Source organism: Pollutimonas rozaliensis (assembly GCF_048751585.1).
In the GTDB taxonomy this organism is placed as follows: domain Bacteria; phylum Pseudomonadota; class Gammaproteobacteria; order Burkholderiales; family Burkholderiaceae_B.
This window is the reverse complement of the sequence record NZ_JAZHOB010000008.1, coordinates 244,431-270,228: the sequence shown is the minus strand read 5'-3', so window position 1 is coordinate 270,228 and position 25,798 is coordinate 244,431. Positions and strand designations below refer to the sequence as shown.

The window sequence follows — 25,798 nt, the reverse complement described above, 5'->3', positions numbered from 1 at the left end:
ATGTTCGTGAAAAAAATTGTGCCGGCCCTGGCCGTCAGCCTTGCCGCCCTGATGGCCGGCACAGCCGCCAACGCTGAAAAGCTTAGCGTGGCCGCCACTCCCGTGCCTCATGCCGAGCTGCTCGAGCTGGTCAAGCCCGTGCTGGCCAAGGACGGCGTGGAGCTGGACATCAAAGTGTTCACCGATTACGTGCAGCCCAACCAGCAAGTGGCCGATGGGCAGATCGACGTCAACTTCTTCCAGCACAAGCCCTATCTGGATTCCTTCAACAAGGAGCACAAGACCAAGCTGGTCACGGTCGGCCTGGTGCATGTCGAGCCTTTCGGCGCCTATTCCAGCAAGATCAAAGACACCAAGGACCTGAAGGACGGCGCGCTGATCGCCTTGCCCAATGATCCGTCCAATGGCGCACGCGCCTTGCTGTTGCTGCAGAAGCAGGGCCTGATCAAGCTGAAGGATCCTTCCAATATTCTGGCCACCTCGCGCGATATCGCCGAGAACCCCAAGAAGCTGAAGTTCCGCGAACTGGAAGCCGCCACCTTGCCGCGCATTCTGCCCGACGTCGACCTGGCGCTGATCAACACCAACTACGCTTTGGAAGCAGGCCTGAATCCGGTGAAGGATGCCTTGTTCATCGAAGGCTCCGATTCGCCCTATGCCAATATCGTGGTCACGACCGAGGCCAGGAAAGATGATCCGGCGGTCAAGAAACTGGTCAAGGCGCTGAACAGCCCCGAAACCAGAAAATTCATTGCCGATCAGTACAAGGGCGCCATCGTTCCCGCCTTCTGATTGCTGCCAACACGGCTTTCCGTATGCGTAAAAAGCGGCTTCTTGCCGCTTTTTTTCGGTTACCATACGCTTTTTATGGTTGCCGCCACAAGCGGCCGCCACAGGAACCGCTCATATTCGAGTATTGGCCGTCCACGGTAAACAAGGAGACATGTATGTTCAAAAATAAATTCAAAGCTGTTCTGGCCGGACTGGCGCTTGCCCTGGCATTGCCCGCTGGCAACGCGGCCGCCCAAGCCAAGGAATTGCTGGTTGCAACCGACACGGCCTTCGTTCCGTTCGAGTTCAAGCAGGACGGAAAATATACAGGCTTCGATATCGAGCTATGGGATGCCATCGCCAAGCAGGCCGGCCTTAAATACAGTCTGCGCCCCATGGATTTCAACGGCATCATTCCGGGCCTGCAAACACGCAATATCGATGTGGCCCTGGCGGGCATCACCATCCGTGACGATCGCAAGAAGGTCATCGATTTTTCCGATCCCTATTACGAAAGCGGCCTGGCGATTCTTGTCGGCAAAGACAACAACACCATCAAGACCGCCAAGGATCTTGAAGGAAAGATGGTTGCGGTAAAAATCGGCACGGCGACGGTGGACTACTTGAAGGCCAATGTGCCCAACGCAAAATTGAAGCTGTTCCCCAATATCGACAATGCCTTCCTTGAGCTGGCCACGGGCCGCGTCGACGCCGTCGTGCACGACACCCCGAACCTGCAGTATTTCGCCAAGACCGGCGGGCAGGGCCGTGTGAAAGTGGTGGGCTCGCTCAAGAGCGGGGACTTCTACGGCATCGCCTTCCCCAAGGGCAGCGATCTGGTGCCCACCGTCAACAAGGCGCTCAAGGCCCTGCAGGACAATGGCCAGTACGACGCCCTGTACACCAAGTGGTTCGGTCAAAAGGTCAAGTAAGCCCGACTCGATTCATGACGGATGACGGCGATCCGGCAGTCCGGCGATCCGGTGGGTTCCCACCGCCGGATCGCCGTTTTTCATTGCAACGGCGCAGGTTCGCACGCGGGCGGCGTCCATTTTCCTTAAGGCAATCACGTGACTTTTGAATGGTCTGTCATTTGGGACGCCATGCCCAGCCTGCTCGAAGGCACGAAAATGACGATACAAATCACCTTGCTTGGTTTGATCGGCGGAACGCTTATCGGCTTCCTGACCGGCGTCGTCACGACTTACGTCAAAGTGCTGGTCACCTGGAAAAGCACGGCAATCGCGATTGCCACCGTGATCGTCCTGTATCTGCTGATGCGCCTGGCTTCATGGTTCGGCACCCAATTCCTGTCCGGTGTGCCGGACTGGGCATGGCTGGCGCTGCAGGCTGCTATCGCGGTCGGCCTGTTGCTGCGTTTCTCGGCATATATACCGGTGGCGCTCTCCTTCCTGGCGCAAGTGTATATTCTCTTGATACGCGGTACGCCCATCGTCGTGCAGGTGATGTTCATTTATTTTGCGCTTCCGCTGATATTTGGCTGGCGCATCGATGCGGTGCTGGCGGCCATCTTTACATTGGTCATCAACTCGGGGGCCTACATCGCCGAGATCGTGCGCGGGGCCTTGCTGTCGGTGCCCAAGGGACTGAAAGAAGCGGGCCAGGCCATGGGCCTGCCGTTCTACAAGATACTGGCCTTCATCATCGGTCCGGTCGCCTTGCGCCGCATGATCCCGGCGATGGGCAATCAGTGCATCATCAGCCTGAAGGATTCATCGCTGTTCATCGTGATCGGCGTGGCCGAGCTGACCCGGCAGGGCCAGGAGATCATCGCCAGCAACTTCCGCTCGGTCGAGATATGGGGCGCCGTGGCGGTTCTTTACCTGATTCTGACCGGGTTCATTGCGCTGGTGCTGAAGTTTGTCGAACACAGGACACAGATCGTATGAGCATTGTTGAATTCAAGAACGTCGTCAAGCGTTTCGGCTCCAGCGTGGTGCTAGATGGCATCGACCTTACGATAGAGAAGGGCGAGGTCGTTGTGGTGGTGGGGCCGTCCGGGTCGGGCAAGTCCACCTTCCTGCGCTGCATCAATGTGTTGGAGACCATCGAGGGCGGCGACATCATCGTCAATGGCCTGAGCGTGCTGGGCAGCGGCCCGGAGGTGCGCGAACTGCGCCGCGAAGCGGGCATGGTCTTTCAGCAGTTCAATTTATTTCCGCAATTGACGGCGCTGGAAAATGTCATGTTCGGGCCGGTCCACACGCGCGGCGCGCCGCGCAAGCAAGCCCGCGACGAGGCGCAGGCCCTGCTGCGCAAAGTGGGGCTGGGCGAGAAAATGGATAATTATCCGGGCCAGCTATCGGGCGGGCAGCAGCAGCGCGTGGCGATTGCGCGCGCTTTGGCGATACGCCCGCAATTGATGCTGTTCGACGAGCCCACTTCGGCGCTCGATCCCGAATTGCGCCACGAAGTTCTTAAGGTCATGCAGGACGTGGCCGAGGAAGGCATGACCATGGTGGTCGTCACGCACGAAATGGAGTTCGCGCGCAAGGTGGGCACGCGGCTGATTTTCATCGACCAGGGCAAGATTTCGGAAGACGGCCCGCCCAATGAACTGCTTAGCAATCCGCCCAGCCAGCGCCTGAAGGACTTCCTGCAGCACGTGTCTTAAGGGCGTGGGCGGTAGGCAACCGGTACGGCCCGCAACGCCCGGGCGTTTGAACCGCCAGTGTTTTTAGCGGGGTACCCGTATCGTCCGGGTCGCCACTGTCTTCTCGGAACCTTCACGCATGATTTTTATGGTCACCTGCCGGGGGGTGAAGCCTTCGGGCAGAGGCAGGCTGCCGCCCAGGTGGGTGTAGCGCTGCAATTCAACCTTGAAGGCGGGCAGGTCTATGTGGCCCGACTTGCCGTTGGCGTATCGTCCCGCCACATTCAGTTCGGCCTGACCGGTAAAGGTGTCCGTCTTGCCTTGATCCTGCATGACCAGGATCAGGTAGTCCAACTGTCCATCCTTCGCCTCGAAAGAAGCCGCGCGTATGCCGGGCGAGGTGCCGCGTGGGTCGGGCGGCATGGCGTCGACAAACAATTGCAGGTCGGATGTCAGTTTCGCGGCCTCTTCCTTTGCTTTCCTCAGTTCGACGGCCTGGGCCTGGAGGTTGGCGCGGGTCTCGGTCAGGTCCCGTGTCTGCTGGTTGAGCTGGGATTGCAGACGCTGCTTATCCATATTGACGCTATTCAGGTCGTAATGCAACTGTTCGGATTGCTCGACGGTAAGGCGGATGGGGCCGTAGCTTTTTTGCAGGAACAGCAGCCCCCCCGAACCCAGCACCACGCCTGTGAACATCAACACAAGCCATCGCGGTATGCGGCGTCGGCTGCGGGTCGAACCGTATGCCGTGGGCTTGAAGACGTGACGTTTGGAGGAACCGAGCATGGGTAGATATATCCTGTGGTGCAAGGGCAGTGAGCCCGCGTGTGCCGGGCTCTTACCGAAAAGCCTTAAAGCATAGACCGTATTCCGGAAAGGAAACAGTTATTGCAGGCCTTCGTTTCGCCTTGCCAGTTTTTGAAACATTAGTAATGGGCGCGTAGCGATAAATTGTAACGCGCGCGGGAAGCGGCTGCTAGCCGGTCAGGCGCCGGTCAAGAGCCGCCAGGCGTTCCGGCGTTCCCACGTCGACCCAATCGCCGCCGTGTCGGCTGCCGACGACTTGGCTTTGGCGCATGGCCTCGCGCAACAACGGTGCGAGCGGGGCGGGACGACCGGGCTCCAGCTTCTGAAACAAAGCGGGGTCGTACACACCGATGCCCGAAAATGTCAGGACGGGATCCGACGAGACGCCGTCCTTCAAGCCAAGATGGCCGGTATCGCCCAGACGAAAGTCGCCGCGGGGATGCTGTGCGGGGTTGTCGACCATGAGCAGCCAGGCCAGCTTGCCGCGCAGCTTGATATCGGCGGCGATGGCGGGCGCTCGCGCCGGGTTCCAGTCGCACCAGACATCGCCGTTGATGACGATAAAGGGCTCGTTGCGGAAGAAATGCAGGGCCTGGGCAATGCCGCCGGCGGTTTCCAGGGCTTGGGTTTCGGCCGAGTAGGAAATATCGACGCCATGGCGCCGGCCGTCGCCCAGCGCGTCTTCGATCTTCTGGCCGAGCCAGGCATGGTTGATGATCAATTCCCTTACCCCCGCTTCGGCCAGGCGCCGTATGTGCCATACGATCAGCGGCTGGCCGCCGACATTCAGCAGCGGTTTTGGGGTGGTGTCGGTCAGCGGGCGCATGCGTTCGCCGCGGCCCGCGGCGAGTATCATTGCCCGCATCAGAACGTGTATCCCGTGGTCACCTGGCGGTTGTCGAGCTTGTCGAGCAGACGCAGCAGCGGACGAAAAACGCCGTAGCGCTCCGCGACCTGTCTTGCATAGGCGTTGACCCGGGGCATGTGGTCCAGATAGTGATGCTTGCCGTCGCGGTGCGACAGCCGCGCAAAGACGCCCAATATGCGCAGATTCCGCTGCAGGCTCATCCATTCATATGCGCGATGAAAATCGGCGAAGTCGCCGGCTATGGGCAGGCCGGCGGCTTTGGCGGCTTCCCAATAGCGTATGGCCCAATCCAGTTGCTGGGGCTCTTCCCAGGTGGTGCGCGCATCCATGACCAGCGAAGCGATGTCGTAGCCGATGGGGCCTACCAGGGCGTCTTGATAGTCGATGATGCCCGGCTCGCCGCCGTCGGGGGCGAGCATGATATTGGGCGAATGGAAGTCCCGATGCACCAAGACCGAGGCCTGCCGCACGTTGTCCGCGATCAGGAGGTCGAAGGCGTCGCGCAGCACCGCCTGTTCGGATTCGCTAAGGGAGGCCTGGCAGTGCTTCTGTGCATACCATTCGGGAAAGACGGTCAGTTCCTGGCCCAGCCGTTGCGCATCGTAGGCGGGCAGGCCGGTGGTGGGGGCGCCTTGCAGGCGCACCAGCGCGGCCAAGGCTGCGCGGTAGATTTCCTGAAGCCGGGAGTCGTCCAGGCCAGACTGTATGGCTTGGTAATAAGTCTGTTCGCCCAGGTCGGAAAGCAGCAGGAAGCCTTCTTGCACATTCTGCGCAAGAACGGCCGGGACATTCAGGCCGGCCTGCCGGAGCAGGCCGGTTACGTGCAGGAATGGCCCGCAATCCTCGTGATCGGGCGGGGCATCCATGACGATGGCCGTGCCGCCGGACGATTGAAGGCGATAATAGCGGCGGAAACTGGCATCGCTGGAAGCCGGCCGCAGCGTGGCAAGATCCAGTCCATGCGGCGCGGCTATGCCCTGCAGCCAGTTTCTTAGCGTTGTCAGGCGGGTATCGGCGGGGGAATTCAAGTTTTGTTCCATTGAAGAAGAATCGATAAATACCGCAATCGGCGGACATGCTTTCACCCGGCATGCGCCGGCTTCTCTATAATACCGGGTCGCCAATCCTTACGGTTCGGCTACTGTGCCAAAATATAGTCTGTTTTCAGGAGACGAAATCCTCGTGCGTTTGGTTTGGTGGGCAATTCTATTCGCTATCGGTGGCGTATCGACGGCGCAGGCGCAACAGCCTGCCGCGGATACGGCTACGCGATCAGGCCTGCCGGCACTTCAGGTGGCGCCGAACCTGCGATTGCACAAGAATGTGGACGATAACGAGATGTCAGCCTTCATGGTGGGCGACAAGATGGAAACCGATCCGGACGGCAAGGTCATCTTGACCGGTTCGGCCGAAGTGCGGCGCATCGACTCCATCGTCAAGGGCGATTACATCGACTACGAGCGTTCCACGGGCCAGGTCCGGGTGCGCGGCAACGGCCTGATCATACGCGACGCAAGCGTGATCACCGGCCCTTCGCTGGACTACAACATCAACAGCGAAACGGGCGAGGTCAGCGATCCGAATTTCTGGCTGGGCGCCACCGGCGGGGCCGGCACGGCCAGCCGGGCCGATATCTTCAGCCGCAGCCACATGCGCCTGGCGGATGTGAATTATTCGGGATGCCCGTGTCCCGATCCCTCGTGGTATATAAAGTCGCCCAAGGTCGACCTGCATTTCGATGAAAACGAAGGCATCGCGCGCAATGGCGTGCTGTACTTCAAGGACGTACCCATCCTGTATTCGCCCTGGCTCAGCTTTCCCATCAAAAAAGAACGCAAATCGGGATTCCTGCTGCCTACCTACGGAACGTCCAGCTCGGGCGGGTTCGAGCTTACGCTGCCCTATTATTTCAATCTGGCGCCCAACTACGATCTAACCGTTACGCCGCGCTACATGGCCAAGCGGGGGCTGCAACTGGGCGGGGAGTTCCGCTATCTGGGCAATAGCTACAGCGGTCAGATATACGGCACCTACCTGGCGGACGACAGGGTGGCCGATCGCAAGCGCTGGTACTACGCCGCCCAGCATACTCATAGCCTGGGGGGCGGGGTCAATGCATCGTTCGACATCAGGCGCGCGTCGGACGACGATTATTTCCGTGATTTCTCGTCCTTCGGCCTGAACGAAGCCAGCTATACCTATCTGCCCAGCAACGCGGGTTTAAGCTGGAGCGGCTACCGGTATTTCAATGCGTCCCTGTATGCCTACAAATACCAAACGCTGCAGGACACGACATCGGGAAGCTATCTGGTTCCGCAGTATGACCGCCTGCCCGAGCTGTACGTACGCGGCGCGCGCTACAACTGGGCGGGCTTCGATGTCCAGTCCGACAACTACGCCACGCGTTTCGTTCGCCCGGTTTATTCCGGTTCGTTGTTCCCCAACGTATGGGACAAGCACATCGGCCCGGACGGCACGCGCTATTCGTCCTATACGACGGTAGCCTATCCCATTGTCCGCGCCGGCTGGTACGTGACGCCCAAAGTCGGCCTGCACCTGAGCCAATACAATACCGAATGGCACACCAGGGACAATCCCGGCTTGCTGGGCTATCCGCGCAGCCAGTCGCGTGTGCTGCCCATCATGTCGGTCGATTCGGGCATGGTGTTCGAGCGCGATACGACCCTGTTCGGCAATGACTCCATCCAGACGCTGGAGCCGCGCGTTTACTACCTGCGTGTACCTTACCGCGACCAATCGCAAATTCCTGTATTCGATACCTATTACGCCGATTTCAATTTCGCGCAGGCTTTTGACGAAAACATATTCAGCGGCGGCTGGGATCGCATCGCCGATGCCGACCAATTGACGGTCGGCCTGACCACACGATGGCTGGATGCCGAATCGGGCTTCGAACGGCTTTCCTTGTCGGCGGCGCAGCGCATTTACTTCCGCGACCAGCTCGTTACCTTGTATCCCACGGATAAACGACGCACGAATACCAAGTCGGACTATCTGTTCGGCGCCGCCGCGGCCTTGACCGACAAATTCTCGGTACGCTTCGATGCTCAGTACAATCCTGAATCCAAGGATCGCAACCGCATGACGGCGGGATTCCGCTGGGAGCCCAAGCGCCTGGCGACGTTGTCGCTTGCCTATCGCTATCAACGCGATCCGCGGCTGGTGGCCGATCCATTTGCGGGCGATCAGCCCGGCTATATCGACAACAGCAAGGAGCAGGTCTCCGTGACGGGTCAATGGCCGCTGACTAATAAATGGTATGCCCTGGGCCGCTATGATTATTCCTTGCAGGAAAAACGCTCCACCCAGTCCATTCTGGGTCTGGAGTACAAAGGCGATTGCTGCTGGACCGCGCGCGTCGTAATGCAGCGCTATGCCGTATCGCGCGAGAAGGCCAATACGGCCATGTTCTTCCAGTTGGAACTCTCGGGCCTGGGCTCGCTGGGCACCGATCCCATGAAATTGTTGAGCGAACGGATCTCGGGCTATCAATCCGTTACTCCCCCTATACCGGAAAAAACCACCTTCGAGAGGTATGAATAATGCGTAGTCTGCATGCTAAGCGCTGGCTTGCGCCCGTTCTGATTTCCTTGGCGAGCGTCATGTTTTCGGGCGCCGCCTGGGCGGCCAAGCCGGCCTCCAAGTCCGCACAGCCCGCTCCGGCGCAAGCTTCCGAGCAGTTCGTCGATGGCATTGCCGCCGTCGTCAACAAGCACGTCATTACCTTGCAGCAAGTCAACACCCAGGCGCAAGCGGCTCAGGAACAATTGAAGCGCCAGAATATCCCGGTTCCCGAGTTCGCCGTGCTGCAGAAGCAGGTGCTGCAGCGCATGATTACCGAAGAACTGGAACGCCAGGAGGCCGAACGCCTGGGCATACGTGTGTCCGATGCCCAAGTCGATAACGCCGTCCAGACCATTGCGCAACGCAATCGCATCAGCGTGGACAAGCTGCGGCAGGAAATCGAAAAGTCCGGCGTGCCTTGGGATACCTACCGCAGCAATCTGCGCCAGGAGGTGCGTCTGGACATGTTGCGGCAGCGCACTGTCGACAGCACGATCACCATTTCCGATGCCGAGATCGACGCTTTCCTGAAAAGCCAGGGCAATGGGATCAACCCGCCGCGGCAAGCGGCGCAGCAGGCCGCAGCCGCGCCAGAGCAGCAAGGACCGCAGGTCCTTGGCCTGGCCCAGATACTGGTGGCGGTGCCTGAAGGCGCTCCCGCCGCGCGTGTGCAGGAATTGCGCAAGAAAGCCGAAGGCCTGCTGGCCCGGCTGCGTGGCGGCGCCGATTTCGCCGGCGTGGCGGCCGCGTCTTCCGATGGTCCCCAGGCGCTCAATGGCGGCGAGCTGGGCGTGCGCCCCGTCAACGGCTGGCCTGATCTGTTCCTGAGCGCCACCCAGAACCTGAAGGCGGGCGAAGTCAGCGGCATCGTGCAGAGCGGCAATGGCTTCCATATACTCAAGGTCCTGACGCGCGGTCAGCCGGGACAGCGTCCGGCGGAACCCCAGTTGCAATCGATGGCTCCGCAAACGGCTCCCGCGCAGCAGGGGCCAATGATGGTTACCCAGACCCATGCGCGCCATATTCTTATCAAAACCACCAAGGTCATGTCCGATGCAAAGGCCGAGGCGCGGCTCAAGCAGCTGCGTCAGCGCCTTGCCAACGGCGATAGCTTCGAGGATCTGGCCAAGCGCAATTCCGAAGACGTTACGGCGCCGCAGGGCGGCGACCTGGGCTGGCTTACACCGGGTGAAACGGTGCCGGCATTCGAGCAGGCCATGAATGCGCTCGAGCCTGGCCAGATCAGCGAGCCGGTGAAATCGCAATTCGGCTGGCACCTGATCCAGGTGCTGGAGCGTCGGACCAAGAATATGGAAAAAGAGTTCAAGCGCATGCAGGCGCGCCAGATTCTGTTCGAGCGCCGCGTCGAACCGGCCTTCGAGGATTGGCTTAGCCAATTGCGCGGCCAGGCATACATCGACAACCGCCTGGATCCGCAATCGAACCGTAATCGCCGCTGATTTCATGGCTCATCAGGCACGCAAGCGCTTCGGGCAGCATTTCCTGGTCGATGAAGGCGTCATAGACGCCATCGTGCGGGGGATTGCGCCCAAGCAAGAGGACACGGTTGTCGAGATTGGCCCGGGCCTGTCCGCGCTGACCGGACCGCTGATGCAAAGATTGGATCATCTGACGGTGGTCGAGATCGATCGCGACTTGGCGGCGCGGCTGCGGCATCAATACCCGAAGGATCGCCTGACGGTGGTCGAGGGCGATGCGCTGGCTGTGGATTTTTCCGCCCTGGGCAGCGGCCTGCGCATCGTCGGCAACCTGCCCTACAATATTTCCAGCCCCTTGCTGTTCCATCTGATGGAGTGCGCGGGGCAGGTCCTTGACCAGCACTTCATGCTGCAGCGCGAAGTCATCGACCGGATGGTGGCCCAGCCTTCCTCGGGCGACTACGGCCGTTTGTCGGTCATGCTGCAGTCGCGCTATCGCATGCACAAGCTGTTCGATGTTGCGCCTGAAGCCTTCGATCCGCCTCCGCGTGTGGTGTCGGCCGTCGTGCGCATGGTGCCGCTGCCCGAGTCGCGGTTGAAGCCGAAAAGCGGGAAGGCGTTCGAGCAGTTGGTGGCCCGCGCGTTCGCGCAACGGCGCAAGATGTTGCGGCGCGGCCTGGCGGATTGGGCCGGCTTGATAGACTGGGACGGCCTGGGCATTCCTGCCACGGCGCGTGCCGAAGAGCTGGCGGTGCCTCAATTCATCGCGCTGGCCGACAGTCTCCTGGATGCGGGTGTTTTGAAAGCCTGACCGAGGCCGGAAAGGTCCGCGGCTCTTTGCTGCCAGCCATCGATGGTCAGGCTCCGGTCCCGTTGCGGCATCAAGCAAAAAACCAGTAGCAGACCCCTATGGATGCCAGCAGCCCCGCAAAATCGGCGATCAGGGCGCAGCCCACGGCGTGCCTGGCGCGCTGGATGCCCACCGCGCCGAAATACACAGCCAGTACGTAGAATGTCGTTTCGGTGCTTCCCTGCACGGTGGCTGCCAGCAGGGCGGGGAAGCTGTCCACGCCGAAATGCTGCATGGTTTCTATCAGCATGGCCCGCGCCGCACTGCCCGAGAAAGGCTTGACCAGCGCCGTCGGCAGCGCGTCGACGAATCGCGCATCCAGGCCGGCCGCATGCACCAGCCACCGTATGGCGTCCAGAGCGACATCAAGCGCGCCCGACGCCCGCAATACGCCGATGGCGCACAGCATGGCGACCAGGTAGGGCAGCAGATTGCGCGAAATATCGAAACCTTCTTTGGCGCCTTCGACAAAGCATTCGTAGACTGGAACTTTCTTGTATGCGCCCGCCAGCAGGAAAGCCATAATGATGCTGAACAGCGTCAGGTTGCCCATAAGGGACGACATGGCGCTGATGGCCGCGCTGCTGAGTGTGGCCAGCAAGGCCATGAAGCCGCCCAATATCAGGACCAGTCCGCCTATCCAGGCCAGCACGACGGGATCGTGCAGCCTTAGTCTTTGCATGAGCGCCACGGCCAGCAGGCCCGCCAGCGACGAGGCCGAGGTGGCCAGCAGAATGGGAAGAAAGACCATCGTCGGGTCGGGGGCTCCCTGCTGGATGCGGTACATGAAGATACTGACGGGCAGAAGCGTGAGCGATGAGGCGTTCATTACCAGGAACAGGATCTGCGCATTGGTGGCCGATTTCGGATCCGGGTTGAGCGTTTGCAACTCGCGCATCGCGCGCAGGCCGATAGGCGTGGCGGCGTTGTCCAGGCCGAGCCCATTGGCGGCGAAATTCAGGGTGATCAGGCCCAGTGCCGGATGGCCCGCCGGCACCTCGGGCATCAGGCGGCGAAACAGCGGCGCCAGCAAGCGGCCCAGTCCTTCTATGAGCCCCGCCGATTCGGCGATGCGCAGAAAGCCCAGCCACAAGGTCAGGGTGCCGAACAGCAGGATCATTATCTGGACCGAGAGCTCCGCCATGTCGAAAAGACCGAGCACGATGCGCGAGAAGACCTCGGGGTCGTCCAACGCAATCCATTGGTACAGGCCTGAAATCGAAGCCACTACGAAGAACGCAAGCCAGAGGGTATTGAGCATGAAGCGCCGTTTAAGGACAGTGGTAGGCAGAGCCAGATTGTCGCAGACTCTGCGCAAACAGGGATAGTCCCCCGGGATGCTGTTCAGCGATCCTTCTTTCGGGGGATAATGGCCGATATCGAGAATTGCAAAAAAGGGAGCAACATGAACTGGAGAGCCTGGCGCCGCCAGTGGCTGACCGAGCCTTTATACCGCATGGCGCGCGAGGCCATGCCGCGGCTTTCGCCTACCGAGCAGGAGGCCATCGAAGCGGGCGATGTATGGTGGGATGCCCAGCTGTTTTCGGGCAAGCCCGATTGGCGCCAGTTGCTGGATGTGCCGCCGGTGTCGCTGACGCCGCAAGAGCAGGCCTTCATGGATGGCCCGGTGGCGCAGGTTTGCCGCATGCTGAACGACTGGCGGATTACCTGGCGGGACGCCGATCTTCCCGCCGATGTCTGGGCCTTCCTCAAGGAGCACGGCTTTTTCGGGATGATCATCCCCCAGGAATACGGCGGATTGGGTTTTTCGCCCTATGCCCATTCGGAAGTGGTGCGCCGGATTTCCGTGCGTTCCGTGACTGCGGCGGTCACCGTCATGGTTCCCAATTCCCTGGGGCCGGGCGAACTGCTTATGCAGTTCGGCACCCAGGAGCAGCGCGATCACTGGCTGCCCAGGCTGGCGCGCGGCCAGGAAATTCCCTGCTTCGGCCTGACCAGTCCCGAAGCGGGCTCCGACGCCGCCTCCATGACGGATACGGGCGTGGTGTGCCGGCGGCAAGTCGACGGGGTCGATACCCTTGGGATACTGCTGAACTGGCGCAAGCGCTACATTACCTTGAGCCCCGTCGCCACCGTGCTGGGCCTGGCCTTCAAGCTGTCCGATCCCGACGGCCTGATCGGAGACGATCCCGAGCCGGGTATCTCCGTGGCCTTGGTGCCGACTCATCTGCCGGGGGTGCAAACCGGCCGCAGACACCTGCCCGCATTGCAGGCTTTCCAGAATGGGCCCACGGAAGGCCAGGATGTCTTTGTGCCGCTGGATGCCTTGATCGGCGGTGTGGAGCAGGCCGGGAAGGGCTGGCAGATGCTCATGAGCGCGTTGGCTGCGGGTCGGGGCATCTCCTTGCCGTCGCTTTCGGCGGCCGCCTGCACCTTTGCCGCCCATACGTCCGGCGCCTATGCGCGCGTGCGCACCCAGTTTGGGGTGCCCATAGGAAAATTCGAAGGCGTGCAGGAAAAGCTTGGGCGGCTGGCCGGCAATGCCTATCTGGTCGAGGCCGCGCGGCGCTATACCTGCGCGGGCCTGGAGCTTGGCTACAAGCCGGCGGTGGTGTCGGCCATCATGAAGCTGCATGCCACCGAGCGCATGAGGCAATCGGTTAACGACGCCATGGACATCCATGCGGGCAAGGCGGTCATCGACGGCCCCCGCAACTATCTGGGCAATCTGTACCGGGCGCTGCCCGTGGCCATCACGGTGGAAGGCGCCAATATCCTGACCCGCAATCTGATCGTATTCGGACAAGGGGCGATCAGATCGCATCCCCACCTGATGCAAGAAGTCGTCGCGCTGGCCGATAGCGACCAGCAGGCCGGCGAGGACGCCTTCGACGCGGTCATCTGGACCCACCTGGCACACAGCGCAAGGAATGCATTGCGCGCAACAGGAATGGCCTGGACGGCCGGACGGTTTGCCGCCGCGCCCCGCGAGGCCGGGGCGGCGGCTCCTTACTACCGGGGCTTGTCGCGATACGCGGCGGCATTCGCCCTGGTTTCAGAGATGACCCTGCTGACGCTGGGCGGAACCTTGAAGCGCAAGGAAATGCTGTCGGCGCGCCTGGGCGACATTCTTGCCGAGCTCTTCCTCGTGTCGGCGGTGCTCAAGCGCTGGCATGACGAAGGCAGGCACGAATCCGACCTGCCCCTGCTGCGTTTTTGCGCCTTGCAAGGCTTTGCCGTCATAGAAAAACGCCTGAACGAAGTGCTGCTGAATTTCCCGTCGCGCGGCCTTTCCTGGCTATTGCGCGGCTTATTGCTGCCGGCTGGCCTGGGCGCCGCCGCGCCGTCGGATGCATTGACCGCCGCGTGCGCGACGATATTGCTGGAACCTTCCGATACCCGCGACCGCCTGGTGGGCGCCGTCTGGGAAGGGCACGACAGCCCCAGTGTCGAGCTGCTGGAGCGTGCCTATGGATTGGTGATCGAGGCGCAGCCGTTGCTGGACAGGGTCAAGCATGCCGGCCTGAAGGACTGGCGGCTGGCCCATGCCAAAGGAGCCATTACCGACGAGCAGGCCAAGCTGCTGGAAGCGGCCGAAGACGCGGTTGCGCAGGTCATCGAGGTGGACGATTTCGCGCCGGGCGAATTCGCCCGGCCGCCGGCATAAGGCTGCCGATGTGCTTAAGCTTTAGTCGACCCTTTCCTTGCGCTGGATCAGTTCGATCTTGTAGCCGTCGGGGTCTTCCACGAAGGCAATGACGGTCTGGCCATGTTTCATGGGGCCCGCTTCGCGGGTCACACGGCCGCCTTTTTCCTTGATGCGCGCACAGGCGTCATAGGCGTCCTCGACTTCCAGGGCGATGTGGCCGTAGCCATTGCCCAGATCGTAGGCCGGCGTGTCCCAGTTGTGGGTCAGCTCGATGACGGCGCCTTCGTCCTCGTCCTGGTAGCCGACAAAGGCCAGGGTGAATTTCCCGTCGGGGTAGTCCTTCCGGCGCAGCAGCTTCATTCCCAGCACATTGGTGTAGAAGCTCAGTGAACGGTCCAGATCGCCTACGCGCAGCATGGTATGTAGTAAACGCAAGAAAATCTCCTTGAGGTTGATGGGCTGAACGGTAAGGGGCGCTTCAAATCAGGGGAAGCGAACCCGGATTGTGTTGCCGAAGCACATCGCGCGAGCGCTCGAAGCCCGGAAGTATGCGGCCGACTTCGCGCCAGAAGTCCTTGCTGTGATTCATTTCGCGCAGATGCGCTATTTCGTGCGCAATGACGTAATCGATGACGTCATGGTCAAAGTGTATCAGGCGCCAATTAAGCATGATATTGCCATCGCTGCTGCACGAGCCCCAGCGGGTTGCCGCCGACGACAGCCGCCAGCGCCGGATGGTCAGCTTGTTGGCGTCCAGGAAATGCCGCAGGCGTTGTTCGAACCACTCCTTGGCCTGCTGCTGAAGCCAGGCATGGACACTGTCCCGTATGCGATTGCGGTCGGCGCCCGGGGGAAGGGCCAGGGACAGGATATCGCCATTCTCCGGCTCGAAAGGCCGGCCGCCGAATGCACTGGTCTTTCTTGCTCCGTTCAAGTCCAGGACGATGCGCCGGCCCAGATAGGGAATGCTTCCGCCCGGTTGCCATAATGTGTCCGCCGTGGCCAGATGCTGCTGCCGGGCCCGCAGCGCGCGCAGCTTGTCGAGGATCCAGGAGGCCTTTTCCACCACCGCGGCGTCGATCTGCCCAAGCGTGACCCAGTTCGGCGCGGTGACTTGCAGCCCATCGTCATTGATGACCAGGCCTATGCTTTTGCGGCGCGAGCGCTGCAGGACAAAGCCTATGGTCTGCGCGGGGGTGGCGACTTCCCGCCAGCGCGCATTCTGCGGCAGCGAGGGCGGGCGCGCCGTGGTGACGGCGGCCGGTTCGCTGGCCGGCGGCGGGGCGGGAATGGGCTGTATTGCCGGCGAAGTCACCGCTGGAGCATCTGAAAACAGCTCCAGCTGTCTATTGGGATCCATATCGTTCGGGATTGAGCACGCGCATTTCGGATTCGATCCAATTACGCACTTTTTCGTTCACGGCGTCCGGCTCCAGGCCGGCGGGATCGATCAGGGGACCTATCGATACGGTCACCAGCCCGGGCTTCTTGATGAAGGCTTTGCGGCGCCAGCATTCGCCGGCATTATGCGCAACCGGGATGATGGGAGTGTTGGTGCGTGTGGCCAGCAGCGCGCCGCCCATCTTGTATCGGCCGGCCTTGCCCGGCGCGATGCGGGTTCCTTCGGGAAACAGGATGGGCCAGCGGCCGGCGTCGATGCGTTCCTGGCCGATGCGCACCACTTGTTCAAAGGCATCCCTGCCTTTGGAACGGTCTATGGGTATCATGCGCAGCAGGGCCAGGCCCCACCCGAAGAAAGGCACCCAGTGCAGTTCCTTCTTGTAGACGAAGCACAATTCGCGCGGCATATAGGCGGGAAAGAACAGGGTTTCCCAGGCGGATTGATGCTTGGACAACAGGATGGCGGGACCATCGGGAAGGTTTTCAGCGCCTTTCAGCTGCCAGCGTATGCCCAGGATGGTCTTGGCTCCCCAGACAGCCAGGCGCGGCCAGCCCACCGTCAGCTTGTAGCGCCAGCGCAGCGGCAAAGGGGACCACAGCACGCAGGCCAGGGCGTAGGGGATGACGGTGACGATAAGGAACAGCTGATACAGGGTTGCGCGCAATACAGCCATGATCATTCCTCGGACAGCCAGGCATCCACGACCGAGGCCAGGTCTGCGCGGATTTCAGTGCCTGCCGGGAGAGGCCCCTGGCTACGGGTTTTTTCTCCGTTGCCGGTCAGGACCAGCCAGGTCGCGCAGCCCGCCAGGCTGGCCGCCTGCAGATCGCGCAGCGAATCGCCGGCGGCGGGTACATTCTTCAGGTCGATGTCATAGCGGCGTGCGATGTCCCGAAACAGGCCGGCCTTGGGCTTTCGACATTCGCAGCCATCGTCCGGACCGTGCGGACACACGAAGATGGCATCGATGGCGCCGCCCGCCTGGGCGGCTTCGCGCCGCATTTTGGCATGGATGGCATTGAGCGTGTCCATGCTGAACAGGCCGCGCGCGATGCCGGACTGATTGCTGGCGATGACCACGCGCCAGCCGGCGCGCGAAAGGCGGGCAATGGCCTCCATGCTGCCCGGCAAGGGAGTCCATTCGTCGGGATGCTTGATGAAGGCGGCGCTGTCCTGGTTGATGACGCCGTCGCGGTCGAGTATGGCAAGTTTCACTGGGCTAACCTGGAAATATCGGCAACCTGGTTCATGACTTGATGCAGGTCGTGAAGCAGGGCCAGGCGATTGGCCCGCAGGGCTGGATCTTCGGCCATGACCATGACGTCGTTGAAAAAGTTATCGACCGCGTCCCTGGCCTGGGCCATGGTGGCCAGGCTGCCGGTGAAATCGCCTTCGGCGAATTGCGCCTGAGCTTGAGGCTTGAGCCGCGCAATGGCGCTGGCCAGGGCTTGTTCCGCCGGCTCGGCAAGCGTCCCGTGATCGACGGCGCCCAGGGCGCCATCGGCTTTCTTGAGCAGGTTTGCAATACGCTTGTTGGCGGCCGCCAGGCTATCCGCTTCCGGACGTTCGGCGAAACCGGCGCAAGCCCGTATGCGCGCCTGGACCTGGTGCAGCGCGGGTTGCAGCGCCAGCACGGCATCGACCACGTTGCGGTCGAAATCGTTGGCCAGTTGGTTGCGATAGCGTTCGTAGATGAAGGCCTGGACCTCGGCGACGGTCGCCTCGCCCAGTACGCCGGCTTTGAACATGCCGGCCGCGAACGCCAGCAGATCGGGCAGGCGCAGGGTGGCGCTGTCGTTGATCTTCAGGTAGCCGCCCGCGCCCAACTGCTCGAATGCGCTGATCAGGCCCAGGGCCGCGCGCCGCAAGCCGTAGGGATCGCGTTCGCCGGTGGGCACCAGGCCTATGCCCCAGATACCCATCAGCGTTTCGACCCGTTCGGCGATGAACAGCACAGCGGAACTTAAGGTGCCGGGGTCGACGGGGGCGTCCAGGCGTATGCGGTACTGGTTTTTCAGGGCCAGAACGACATCGTCGGGTTCGCCATCGGCAGCGGCATAGTAGGCGCCCATGATGCCCTGCAGTTCGGGGAACTCGGCCACCATGTTGGAACCCAGATCCGCCTTGGCCAGGAGCGCGGCGCGGTCGGCATGCCGGACATCGGCGCCCAATTGGCCGGCTATGTATCCGGCTATCGCGCGCACCCGCTCGACGCGTTCGAGCTGGGAACCGAGCTTGTTGTGATACACGCTGGTCGCCAGCCCCGCGACCCGGTCGGCCAGCGGGATCTTGCGGTCGGTTTCGAAGAAGAATTGCGCATCGGCCAAACGCGGCCTTACCACGCGCTGGTTGCCTTCGACGATATGCGCCGGATCGTCGACCTGCATATTGCTGACGATCAGGAAGCGGTGAGTGAGCTTGCCGCTGGCCGGCTCGAATAGCGGGAAATACTTCTGATTCAGGCGCATGGTCAGGATCAGGCATTCGGGCGGCACTTGCAGGAACTGTTCTTCGAATTCCCCGACGTAGACTGTTGGATGCTCGACCAGCGCGGTCACTTCTTCAAGCAGGGCATCGACCTCGGGACCGGCGCCGATAGTGGCGCCCAGGGCTTGCGCCTGCTTCTGGAGCTGCTGTTCGATCAGGGAACGCCGCTTTGAGAACGACGCGATGATCCTTCCTTCGTCGTGCAGCTGGCTTTCGTAGGAGCCGGGCGCGGCGATGGAGATGGCCTGGGGAGCCATGAAGCGATGGCCCAGCGTGCTGCGTCCGGCATCCAGACCCAATGCCTGGACGTCGATGATATCGTCGCCCCACAGGGCAATGAGCCGGTGCGCGGGGCGAACGAATTTGACGCTGGTGACGCCGTCGGCCAATTGGTAGCGCATGACTTTGGGAATGGGCAGGCCGGCGATGGCGTGGTCCAGCGCTTCTTGCAGCCCCGCTGCCAGCGTTGCGCCGTTGGCAACGCCTTTGGCGTACAGGTAATCCTGCTTGCCGTCGGACTCGCGGATCAAGTCGGAGGCCGTCAACTGCGCCAGGCCCTTGCCGGCCAGCTTCTTGGCCAGTGCCGGGGTGAGTTCGCCGTTTTCGGTCAGGCCGATCTTGGCGGGCATGAGTTTTTCGGTATAGGTTTGTTCCGGCGCCTGATCCAGGACGGCGTCCAGGCGGACGGCCAGCCGGCGCGGCGTGGAAAAGTCTTCCGTGCCGCATTCCGGCGCAAGCAGATTATGCTGCGCCAGGATCTTGCGTATGCCTTCGGCAAAGGCCAGGCCCAATTTCTGCAATGCCTTGGGAGGAAGTTCTTCGGTAAGCAGTTCTACCAGCAGGGGCCGGATGTTCGTGGCGGAGGCGTTCGTCATTATGCGGCCTCCGTGCCAGCGGTTTTGACCAGCATGGGAAATCCTAGTTTCTCGCGTGAATCGTAATAAGCCTGCGCGACGGCGCGCGACAGATTGCGGATGCGGCCTATGTAGGCGGCTCGTTCCGTGACGCTGATGGCTCCGCGGGCATCCAGCATGTTGAAGGTGTGCGCCGCTTTCAGCGTGGCTTCGTAGGCGGGCAGGGCCAGAGGAACTTCGATGAGCCGCTGCGCTTCGCCTTCATAGTCGCTGAAGTGGGCGAACAGCATGGAGGTCGATGCGTGCTCGAAATTATAGGTGGACTGCTCCACCTCGTTCTGGTGGAAGACATCGCGGTAAAGGACTTTCCGTCCGTCTGCGCTTTCGGTCCAGACCAGGTCATAGACGCTTTCCACGCCTTGCAGATACATGGCCAGCCGTTCCAGGCCGTAAGTGATCTCGCCCGTGGTGGGCGTGCAGTCCAGGCCGCCGACCTGCTGGAAATAGGTGAACTGGGTCACTTCCATGCCGTTCAGCCAGACTTCCCAGCCCAGGCCCCATGCGCCCAGCGTGGGGTTTTCCCAGTCGTCCTCGACGAAACGGATGTCGTGCACCTTGGGGTCGATGCCCAGTGCGACGAGCGAACCAATATACAGGTCGATGATTTCGGGAGGGGCCGGCTTGAGCACGACCTGGAACTGATAATAGTGTTGCAGGCGGTTGGGGTTCTCGCCATAGCGGCCGTCTTTGGGCCTGCGCGATGGCTGAACGTAGGCGGCGCGCCATGGCTCGGGTCCGATCGAGCGCAGGAAAGTGGCGGTGTGCGAGGTGCCGGCGCCCACTTCCATGTCGTAAGGTTGCAGTAGCGCGCAGCCCTGCCGATCCCAATATTGCTGAAGCGTTAAAATAATTTGCTGAAAAGTGAGCATGAGCGAAGGCCAGTAAACCGAAAAGCTGCAAAATCTCTCGATTTTAACTGGTTCCGCCAGGAAGAAGGATTGTCCGGATCAAGATTATCGGCAATTGGTCGTATGATGCGGGCTTGTCGATTGTTAGTAACGCAGGCGGTGTCGACCGCGGTGCAGGGAACTTTTTTAAAGGAAGGTGCTATGTCCGACTTGGTGAAAGTGGAAATAATCGAACAGATTCAGATTATTACGGTTAATCGGCCCGAGGCGCGCAACGCCGTCAATTACGAAACCGCCCACGAACTGGCCAAGGCGTTCGACGCGCTCGATGCCAACGACAATGTGATGATCGGCATCCTCACGGGCGCGGGCAATACCTTTTGCTCGGGCATGGACCTGAAGGCTTTCGCCCATAACGGCCAGCGGCCGCTGGTCGAGGGCAGGGGGTTTGCCGGCCTTTGCGAAAGGCCGCCCAAGAAACCACTGATTGCGGCCGTCGAGGGCTATGCACTGGCCGGAGGCTTTGAAATGGCGCTTTCCTGCGATCTTATCGTTGCGGCCAACAACGCCAGTTTCGGTTTGCCTGAAGTCAAGCGCGGCATCGTGGCGGGCGCCGGCGGCATGCTTAAGCTGCCCAGCCGGATTCCCTACCATATCGCCATGGAGGCGGTGCTGACCGGCGAGATGCTCCCGGCGGCCCGCGCACATGCCTACGGCCTGGTGAATCGCCTGGTGGAACCTGGCAAGTCCCTGGAAACCGCCCTTGAACTGGCGCGCATCATTGCCGCCAACGGCCCGCTGGCCGTGCAGACAGCCAAGAAGATCGTTACCGAGTCGCGCGATTGGCGCCAGGCCGACATGTTCGACTTGCAGCGCCCTCGCGTTGCGCATATCTTCGCATCGGCCGATGCGAAGGAAGGCGCGACCGCGTTTGCGGAGAAGCGCAAGCCCGTGTGGCGCGGCAAATAAGCCTGCGCCGTCAGAAAGAACCAGCGGGCCCGCCGGCCCGCCATTTTTACGATAGCCAAGTCCCATGACAACCACCATACGAGAAAGCGACCTGATCCAGTCCATTGCGGACGCGGTGCAGTTCATCAGTTTTTATCATCCCGCCGACTACATCCAGCATCTGGCCCGTGCCTACGAGCTTGAGGAAAGTCCCGCGGCCAAGGACGCCATTGCGCAAATTCTGACCAATTCACGCATGTGCGCCGAAGGGCACAGGCCTATTTGCCAGGACACCGGCGTGGTCAACGTGTTTCTGAAGATCGGCATGAACGTGCGTTTCGATACGCGGCGCAGCATGCAGGAGCTATGCGACGAGGGCGTGCGCCAGGGCTATCTGAATCCCGACAATCCCTTGCGGGCGTCGATTCTGTCCGACCCCTTGTTCACGCGCAAGAACACGCGCGACAACACGCCCTGTATTGTCAATGTCGAACTGGTCGCGGGCGACAAGGTCGATGTGCAGGTTGCTGCCAAGGGCGGCGGTTCGGAAAACAAATCGAAGTTCGCCATGCTCAATCCCAGCGATTCCCTGGTCGATTGGGTGCTCAAGACCGTGCCGCAGATGGGAGCCGGCTGGTGCCCTCCCGGCATGCTGGGCATAGGCGTGGGCGGAACCGCCGAGAAGGCCATGCTGATGGCCAAGCAGTCGCTCATGGAAGACATCGATATGTACGAGCTGCTGCAGCGCGGCCCGCAAAACAAGCTAGAAGAACTGCGCATCGACCTGTACCAGAAAGTGAACGCCCTGGGCATAGGCGCGCAGGGCCTGGGCGGATTGACCACTGTGCTGGATGTCAAGATACATACCTTTCCGACGCACGCAGCCTCCAAGCCTGTGGCCATGATCCCCAATTGCGCGGCGACCCGTCATGTGCACTTCGAGCTGGACGGCTCCGGTCCGGCCCAGTTGACGCCGCCTTCGCTGTCCGACTGGCCCGATGTGCATTGGGCTCCCGATTACAACAAATCCCTGCAGGTCGACCTGAATACGCTGACACGCGAGCAGGTGGCCAGCTGGAAGCCGGGCCAGACATTGCTTTTGTCCGGAAAAATGCTGACCGGCCGCGACGCCGCCCACAAGCGCATCCAGGACATGCTGGACCGGGGCGAGAAGCTGCCGGTGGACTTCACCAACCGGGTCATCTATTACGTCGGTCCGGTCGATCCGGTCCGCGAAGAGGTCGTGGGGCCCGCGGGCCCGACCACCGCGACGCGCATGGACTCGTTTACCGACATGATGCTCGAGAAAACCGGCCTGATTTCAATGATAGGCAAGGCCGAGCGCGGCCCCGTCGCCATCGAATCCATACGCAAGCACGGTTCCGCCTACCTGATGGCCGTCGGTGGCTCGGCCTACCTGGTGTCCAAGGCTATCCGGGGCGCCAAAGTGGTCGGCTTCGAGGACCTGGGCATGGAGGCCATTTACGAGTTCGATGTAAAGGACATGCCGGTCACGGTGGCCGTCGACGCCAAGGGCACATCGGTTCACGAGACCGGCCCAAGGGAATGGCGGGCCCGGATTGCGGAGATACCGCTGGTGCCCGTTCAATAGGCTTGTGCCTGCCCGGATACGCTGTGATCCGGGCTTTTTTTTCGGTGGCAATCCTGTGGTTTGATTTCTCCAAACCTGGGCTTATTCAAAAACGAATTCAAAAAAACACGCCGTGCAGGCAAGCTATAGCCTGGCTTATTTCTAATCTGACCTTGGAAACAATTCATGACGACACAGGATCCCGCATCGTGGATAGGACGTAAGGAAAGCTGCGACGACAATATCGACGTCGGGCACATCGCAAGAATGGCTCTTAGCCTGGATGCGGCCGCGCCGGCGGAGGGCGACCCCTTACCCCTGCTGTGGCACTGGGGCCTGTTCATAAAAGCCTTGCCGTATCGCGAGCTCGGGGACGATGGCCATCCCCGGCGCGGCGGTTTCCTGCCGCCGGTCGATGACCGCAATCGCATGTGGGCCGGCGGGCGCCTGCAGTTTTTGCAAGCCTTGCGGGTGGGTACGAAGGGACGCCGCGAGTCCACCATATCGGCCGTCACTGAAAAGGAAGGGCGCAGCGGCAAGCTGCTGTTCGTAACCGTAAAGCATGAATATCTCCAGGGCGACGCGCTGTGCATTTCAGAAGAGCAGGATATCGTTTATCGCGAACCCAGCCCGCCCAAGCTAGAAGGCGCCGCGGTCGCGCCCAAGGCGCAGTGGTCAGAGATCGTGGTGCCCGATCCGATCATGCTGTTCCGCTACTCGGCCGTCACCTTCAATGGGCACCGGATTCACTATGACGAGCCCTATACCACCCTGACCGAAGGCTATCCGGGCCTGGTCGTGCATGGTCCCATGATCGCCACCCTGATGTGCCGCGCATTCACCAATGCGAATCCCGGCAAGCAGGCCGTTGCACTGTCGTACCGCGGCTTGCGGCCCCTGATTTCGCCCAGGCCGTTCAATGTGGCGGGAGCGCTGGGGGACGACGGCAGCGCGAATCTGTGGGCCGAACAGGGCGGCACACTGGCCCACCAAGCCGAATTGAGGTTCAAGCCATGAGCACAGACAAGCAAAGCGCGCCAGCCCATAGGCAGGCTTCTGAAGGGGGCTCATCGCCCCGGCCGCTGGATGGCATTACGGTAATCAGCCTGGAACATGCCATCGCGGCGCCATTCTGCACCCGCCAGCTGGCGGATCTTGGGGCGCGTGTGATCAAGGTGGAGCGTCCGGGGGCGGGGGATTTTGCACGGGGCTACGACGAACGGGTCAAGGGCCTGGCGTCGCATTTCGTGTGGACCAATCGGTCCAAGGAAAGCCTTGCTCTGGACTTGAAGCATCCCGATGCGGCCAGGATATTGGGCAGTTTGCTGGAACAGGCCGATGTGCTGGTGCAGAACCTGGCGCCGGGCGCCGCGGCGCGCCTGGGCCTGTCCTTCGACGCCTTGCATAAACTGCACCCACGCTTGATCGTATGCGATATCTCCGGTTATGGCGAAGGCGGCCCATACCAGGACAAGAAGGCCTACGATTTATTGATTCAAAGCGAAAGCGGCTTCCTGTCGGTGACGGGCGGGCCGGAAAGCCCGGCCAAGGCGGGATGCTCGATTTCCGACATCGCCGCCGGCATGTATGCCTACAGCAGCATTCTGTCGGCCTTGCTGCTGCGCGAGCGTACGGGGCTGGGCAGCCGCCTGGACGTGTCCATGCTGGAAAGCATGGTCGAATGGATGGGGTTTCCCATGTATTACGCCTTTGACGGAGCGCCTCCGCCTCCGCGGGCCGGAGCGGCCCATGCCACCATTTATCCTTATGGCCCGTTTCCTGTCGGCGATGGCACCGAGGTCATGCTGGGGCTGCAGAACGAGCGTGAATGGGCAGCCTTCTGCAAGACCGTCCTGGGGCAACCCGAGCTCGCCAACGACAGCCGCTTCAGTTCCAACACCTTGCGCGTGGCCAACAAAGAGGCCTTGCGCGTCCTGATCGTTACCGCCTTTGCATCCTTGTCGCACGAGCAGGTCATCGAGCGCCTGGAACAGGCCAGCATAGCCAATGCGGGGGTGAACACCATGAGCGATGTCTGGGCGCATCCTCAATTGGCGCAGCGTCAGCGCTGGCGCGAGGTGGACAGCGCGGCGGGTCCGCTGCCGGCCTTGATTCCCCCGGCGACCAGTTCGGCCTTCCAGGCCCGCATGGACCGGATTCCCGCCTTGGGCGAGAACTCATCGGCCATCCTGGCGGAACTGGGCTATACGGCGGAACAAATCGAAGCATACGCCCGGCAGGGAATAATCTGATGACTACGAAAATACGATCGGCGCTCTTCGTGCCCGCAAGCCGGCCTGAGCGATTTGCCAAAGCGCTGGCGGCAGGCGCGGACGCCGTGATCATCGACCTGGAGGATGCGGTCGAGCACAACATGAAGGATGCGGCCCGCCAGCATGTGCGCGAATTTGCGCAGGCGCATCCGCAGGCTTCCTTTCTGCTGCGCGTCAATGATGCGACGACGTCCTGGTTTGCCGATGATCTGGCGGTATGCGCCGAATTCTCCGCTGTCGCCGGCATTTTGCTGCCCAAGGCTGAATCGGCGGAACAGGTCGGGAAGGCGTTTGCCGCCGGCAAGCCGGTGCTGCCCATCGTGGAAAGCGCGGCGGGCGTGCTGGCGCTGAGCGAAATGGCGGCCTCGCCGGGCGTCGAACGTTTGTCCTTCGGCAGCCTGGACTTGATGCTGGAGCTGGGTACCGCGCCGGATACGGCAGGGGCGCAATTGCTGCTGAACCATATCCGCTGCCAGATTCTGCTGCACAGCGCGGCGCACCGCCTGGCGCCGCCGCTGGATGGCGTGTATCCCGACTTTGCCAATAAGGATGGCCTGGCGGCCGTGGCCCGGCAGGTGCGCGACATGGGCTTTAGCGGGATGCTATGCATACATCCCGCGCAGGTGCCGGTCATCCATTCGGTTTTTGCGCCGGCCGAAGGCGAACTCGATTGGGCGCGCCGCGTCGTTGCGGTGGCGCAGGAAACCGGTTCGTCGGCCTTCCAACTGGATGGCAAGATGGTCGATGCCCCGGTCATCGAGCGCGCGCGCCGGATGCTGGAAGGCTGATCC

General features: G+C 61.6%; 23 protein-coding genes. 13 read left to right on the top strand and 10 right to left on the bottom strand.

The annotated features are described in order from the left end of the window. The 4 genes from V0R37_RS16515 to glnQ all read left to right on the top strand — a co-directional run bounded on the left by V0R37_RS16515 (position 1) and on the right by glnQ (position 3,406). A complete protein-coding gene (locus tag V0R37_RS16515; protein WP_420375550.1) occupies positions 1–792 on the top strand; it encodes a MetQ/NlpA family ABC transporter substrate-binding protein in 792 nt (263 codons plus the stop codon). 155 nt (positions 793–947) lie between these two features. Beyond that, positions 948–1,703, top strand: coding sequence for a glutamine ABC transporter substrate-binding protein GlnH (glnH, locus tag V0R37_RS16510; RefSeq protein ID WP_420375549.1), 756 nt, complete (start codon positions 948–950; stop codon positions 1,701–1,703). Between the two features lie 138 nt (positions 1,704–1,841). Further along, the gene (locus tag V0R37_RS16505) at positions 1,842–2,681 is read left to right on the top strand and encodes an ABC transporter permease subunit (RefSeq protein WP_420375548.1); all 840 of its coding nucleotides are present in this window, start codon (positions 1,842–1,844) and stop codon (positions 2,679–2,681) included. Further along, positions 2,678–3,406, top strand: a complete 729-nt coding sequence (gene glnQ / locus V0R37_RS16500) for a glutamine ABC transporter ATP-binding protein GlnQ (RefSeq protein WP_420375547.1) — start codon at positions 2,678–2,680, stop codon at positions 3,404–3,406. Before V0R37_RS16505 ends, glnQ begins: the two co-directional genes overlap by 4 nt. A 63-nt stretch (positions 3,407–3,469) precedes the next feature. Here the strand turns inward: glnQ and V0R37_RS16495 are convergent, their stop codons facing one another. The 3 genes from V0R37_RS16495 to V0R37_RS16485 all read right to left on the bottom strand — a co-directional run bounded on the left by V0R37_RS16495 (position 3,470) and on the right by V0R37_RS16485 (position 6,100). Then, positions 3,470–4,171, bottom strand: a complete 702-nt coding sequence (locus tag V0R37_RS16495; protein ID WP_420375546.1) for a DUF6776 family protein — start codon at positions 4,169–4,171, stop codon at positions 3,470–3,472. A 190-nt stretch (positions 4,172–4,361) separates the two neighbouring features. Further along, positions 4,362–5,057 (bottom strand): N-acetylmuramate alpha-1-phosphate uridylyltransferase MurU, encoded by a 696-nt coding sequence (gene murU, locus V0R37_RS16490; RefSeq protein WP_420375545.1) that lies wholly within the window; start codon positions 5,055–5,057, stop codon positions 4,362–4,364. Continuing rightward, positions 5,057–6,100, bottom strand: coding sequence for an aminoglycoside phosphotransferase family protein (locus V0R37_RS16485; RefSeq protein WP_420375544.1), 1,044 nt, complete (start codon positions 6,098–6,100; stop codon positions 5,057–5,059). The genes murU and V0R37_RS16485 overlap by 1 nt, the downstream gene beginning before the upstream one ends. Positions 6,101–6,242: 142 nt before the next feature. On the opposite strand from V0R37_RS16485, the gene V0R37_RS16480 reads away from it, so the two are divergent. From V0R37_RS16480 to rsmA, 3 genes are read left to right on the top strand one after another with little or no spacing between them, the layout of a single operon-like run. Next, a complete protein-coding gene (locus tag V0R37_RS16480; RefSeq protein ID WP_420375543.1) occupies positions 6,243–8,624 on the top strand; it encodes an LPS-assembly protein LptD in 2,382 nt (793 codons plus the stop codon). After that, on the top strand, positions 8,621–10,105 hold the full coding sequence (locus V0R37_RS16475; RefSeq protein WP_420375600.1) for a peptidylprolyl isomerase: 1,485 nt from the start codon (positions 8,621–8,623) through the stop codon (positions 10,103–10,105). Before V0R37_RS16480 ends, V0R37_RS16475 begins: the two co-directional genes overlap by 4 nt. 4 nt (positions 10,106–10,109) lie before the next feature. Then, positions 10,110–10,895, top strand: coding sequence for a 16S rRNA (adenine(1518)-N(6)/adenine(1519)-N(6))-dimethyltransferase RsmA (rsmA, locus tag V0R37_RS16470; protein WP_420375542.1), 786 nt, complete (start codon positions 10,110–10,112; stop codon positions 10,893–10,895). A 70-nt stretch (positions 10,896–10,965) separates the two neighbouring features. On the opposite strand, the gene V0R37_RS16465 is transcribed toward rsmA, so the two are convergent. Next, a complete protein-coding gene (locus V0R37_RS16465) occupies positions 10,966–12,195 on the bottom strand; it encodes a nucleoside recognition domain-containing protein (protein WP_420375541.1) in 1,230 nt (409 codons plus the stop codon). 144 nt (positions 12,196–12,339) lie between these two features. Here V0R37_RS16465 and V0R37_RS16460 point away from each other — a divergent pair, with 144 nt between their 5' ends. Beyond that, on the top strand, positions 12,340–14,562 hold the full coding sequence (locus tag V0R37_RS16460) for an acyl-CoA dehydrogenase (RefSeq protein WP_420375540.1): 2,223 nt from the start codon (positions 12,340–12,342) through the stop codon (positions 14,560–14,562). 21 nt (positions 14,563–14,583) lie between these two features. On the opposite strand, the gene gloA is transcribed toward V0R37_RS16460, so the two are convergent. From gloA to glyQ, 6 genes are read right to left on the bottom strand one after another with little or no spacing between them, the layout of a single operon-like run. Then, complete coding sequence (gene gloA / locus V0R37_RS16455) at positions 14,584–14,979, bottom strand: lactoylglutathione lyase (RefSeq protein WP_420375539.1); 396 nt, start codon at positions 14,977–14,979, stop codon at positions 14,584–14,586. 43 nt (positions 14,980–15,022) lie between these two features. Next, the gene (locus tag V0R37_RS16450) at positions 15,023–15,904 is read right to left on the bottom strand and encodes a M48 family metallopeptidase (RefSeq protein ID WP_420375538.1); all 882 of its coding nucleotides are present in this window, start codon (positions 15,902–15,904) and stop codon (positions 15,023–15,025) included. After that, a complete protein-coding gene (locus V0R37_RS16445; protein ID WP_420375537.1) occupies positions 15,891–16,619 on the bottom strand; it encodes a lysophospholipid acyltransferase family protein in 729 nt (242 codons plus the stop codon). The genes V0R37_RS16450 and V0R37_RS16445 overlap by 14 nt, the downstream gene beginning before the upstream one ends. Before the next feature lie 2 nt (positions 16,620–16,621). Continuing rightward, positions 16,622–17,161, bottom strand: coding sequence for a D-glycero-beta-D-manno-heptose 1,7-bisphosphate 7-phosphatase (gmhB, locus tag V0R37_RS16440; protein ID WP_420375536.1), 540 nt, complete (start codon positions 17,159–17,161; stop codon positions 16,622–16,624). Then, positions 17,158–19,308 carry a glycine--tRNA ligase subunit beta gene (glyS, locus tag V0R37_RS16435; protein ID WP_420375535.1) on the bottom strand — a complete coding sequence of 717 codons (2,151 nt, stop codon included), beginning with the start codon at positions 19,306–19,308 and terminating at the stop codon, positions 17,158–17,160. The genes gmhB and glyS overlap by 4 nt, the downstream gene beginning before the upstream one ends. Beyond that, the gene (gene glyQ / locus V0R37_RS16430) at positions 19,308–20,216 is read right to left on the bottom strand and encodes a glycine--tRNA ligase subunit alpha (RefSeq protein WP_420375534.1); all 909 of its coding nucleotides are present in this window, start codon (positions 20,214–20,216) and stop codon (positions 19,308–19,310) included. Before glyQ ends, glyS begins: the two co-directional genes overlap by 1 nt. A 180-nt stretch (positions 20,217–20,396) precedes the next feature. Between glyQ and V0R37_RS16425 the strand changes: the two genes are divergently transcribed. The 5 genes from V0R37_RS16425 to V0R37_RS16405 all read left to right on the top strand — a co-directional run bounded on the left by V0R37_RS16425 (position 20,397) and on the right by V0R37_RS16405 (position 25,795). Beyond that, complete coding sequence (locus tag V0R37_RS16425) at positions 20,397–21,164, top strand: crotonase/enoyl-CoA hydratase family protein (RefSeq protein WP_420375533.1); 768 nt, start codon at positions 20,397–20,399, stop codon at positions 21,162–21,164. A 64-nt stretch (positions 21,165–21,228) separates the two neighbouring features. Then, on the top strand, positions 21,229–22,755 hold the full coding sequence (locus V0R37_RS16420; protein WP_420375532.1) for a fumarate hydratase: 1,527 nt from the start codon (positions 21,229–21,231) through the stop codon (positions 22,753–22,755). A gap of 165 nt (positions 22,756–22,920) precedes the next feature. Then, positions 22,921–23,751, top strand: coding sequence for an HTD2 family dehydratase (locus V0R37_RS16415; RefSeq protein WP_420375531.1), 831 nt, complete (start codon positions 22,921–22,923; stop codon positions 23,749–23,751). Continuing rightward, on the top strand, positions 23,748–24,986 hold the full coding sequence (locus tag V0R37_RS16410; protein WP_420375530.1) for a CaiB/BaiF CoA transferase family protein: 1,239 nt from the start codon (positions 23,748–23,750) through the stop codon (positions 24,984–24,986). Before V0R37_RS16415 ends, V0R37_RS16410 begins: the two co-directional genes overlap by 4 nt. After that, positions 24,986–25,795 carry an HpcH/HpaI aldolase/citrate lyase family protein gene (locus V0R37_RS16405; protein WP_420375529.1) on the top strand — a complete coding sequence of 270 codons (810 nt, stop codon included), beginning with the start codon at positions 24,986–24,988 and terminating at the stop codon, positions 25,793–25,795. The genes V0R37_RS16410 and V0R37_RS16405 overlap by 1 nt, the downstream gene beginning before the upstream one ends. Positions 25,796–25,798: the final 3 nt, after the last annotated feature.

Excerpts from the sequence above, each read along its gene's own strand:
- V0R37_RS16410 (WP_420375530.1), top strand. The coding sequence starts at position 23,748 with ATGAGCACAGACAAGCAAAGCGCGCCAGCCCATAGGCAGGCTTCTGAA.
- V0R37_RS16415 (WP_420375531.1), top strand. The coding sequence starts at position 22,921 with ATGACGACACAGGATCCCGCATCGTGGATAGGACGTAAGGAAAGCTGC.
- glyS (WP_420375535.1), bottom strand. The coding sequence starts at position 19,308 with ATGACGAACGCCTCCGCCACGAACATCCGGCCCCTGCTGGTAGAACTG.
- V0R37_RS16450 (WP_420375538.1), bottom strand. The coding sequence starts at position 15,904 with ATGGATCCCAATAGACAGCTGGAGCTGTTTTCAGATGCTCCAGCGGTG.
- glyQ (WP_420375534.1), bottom strand. The coding sequence starts at position 20,216 with ATGCTCACTTTTCAGCAAATTATTTTAACGCTTCAGCAATATTGGGAT.
- V0R37_RS16495 (WP_420375546.1), bottom strand. The coding sequence starts at position 4,171 with ATGCTCGGTTCCTCCAAACGTCACGTCTTCAAGCCCACGGCATACGGT.
- V0R37_RS16445 (WP_420375537.1), bottom strand. The coding sequence starts at position 16,619 with ATGGCTGTATTGCGCGCAACCCTGTATCAGCTGTTCCTTATCGTCACC.
- murU (WP_420375545.1), bottom strand. The coding sequence starts at position 5,057 with ATGCGGGCAATGATACTCGCCGCGGGCCGCGGCGAACGCATGCGCCCG.
- glnH (WP_420375549.1), top strand. The coding sequence starts at position 948 with ATGTTCAAAAATAAATTCAAAGCTGTTCTGGCCGGACTGGCGCTTGCC.
- V0R37_RS16405 (WP_420375529.1), top strand. The coding sequence starts at position 24,986 with ATGACTACGAAAATACGATCGGCGCTCTTCGTGCCCGCAAGCCGGCCT.
- V0R37_RS16460 (WP_420375540.1), top strand. The coding sequence starts at position 12,340 with ATGAACTGGAGAGCCTGGCGCCGCCAGTGGCTGACCGAGCCTTTATAC.
- V0R37_RS16420 (WP_420375532.1), top strand. The coding sequence starts at position 21,229 with ATGACAACCACCATACGAGAAAGCGACCTGATCCAGTCCATTGCGGAC.
- glnQ (WP_420375547.1), top strand. The coding sequence starts at position 2,678 with ATGAGCATTGTTGAATTCAAGAACGTCGTCAAGCGTTTCGGCTCCAGC.
- V0R37_RS16465 (WP_420375541.1), bottom strand. The coding sequence starts at position 12,195 with ATGCTCAATACCCTCTGGCTTGCGTTCTTCGTAGTGGCTTCGATTTCA.
- V0R37_RS16425 (WP_420375533.1), top strand. The coding sequence starts at position 20,397 with ATGTCCGACTTGGTGAAAGTGGAAATAATCGAACAGATTCAGATTATT.
- rsmA (WP_420375542.1), top strand. The coding sequence starts at position 10,110 with ATGGCTCATCAGGCACGCAAGCGCTTCGGGCAGCATTTCCTGGTCGAT.
- V0R37_RS16485 (WP_420375544.1), bottom strand. The coding sequence starts at position 6,100 with ATGGAACAAAACTTGAATTCCCCCGCCGATACCCGCCTGACAACGCTA.
- V0R37_RS16515 (WP_420375550.1), top strand. The coding sequence starts at position 1 with ATGTTCGTGAAAAAAATTGTGCCGGCCCTGGCCGTCAGCCTTGCCGCC.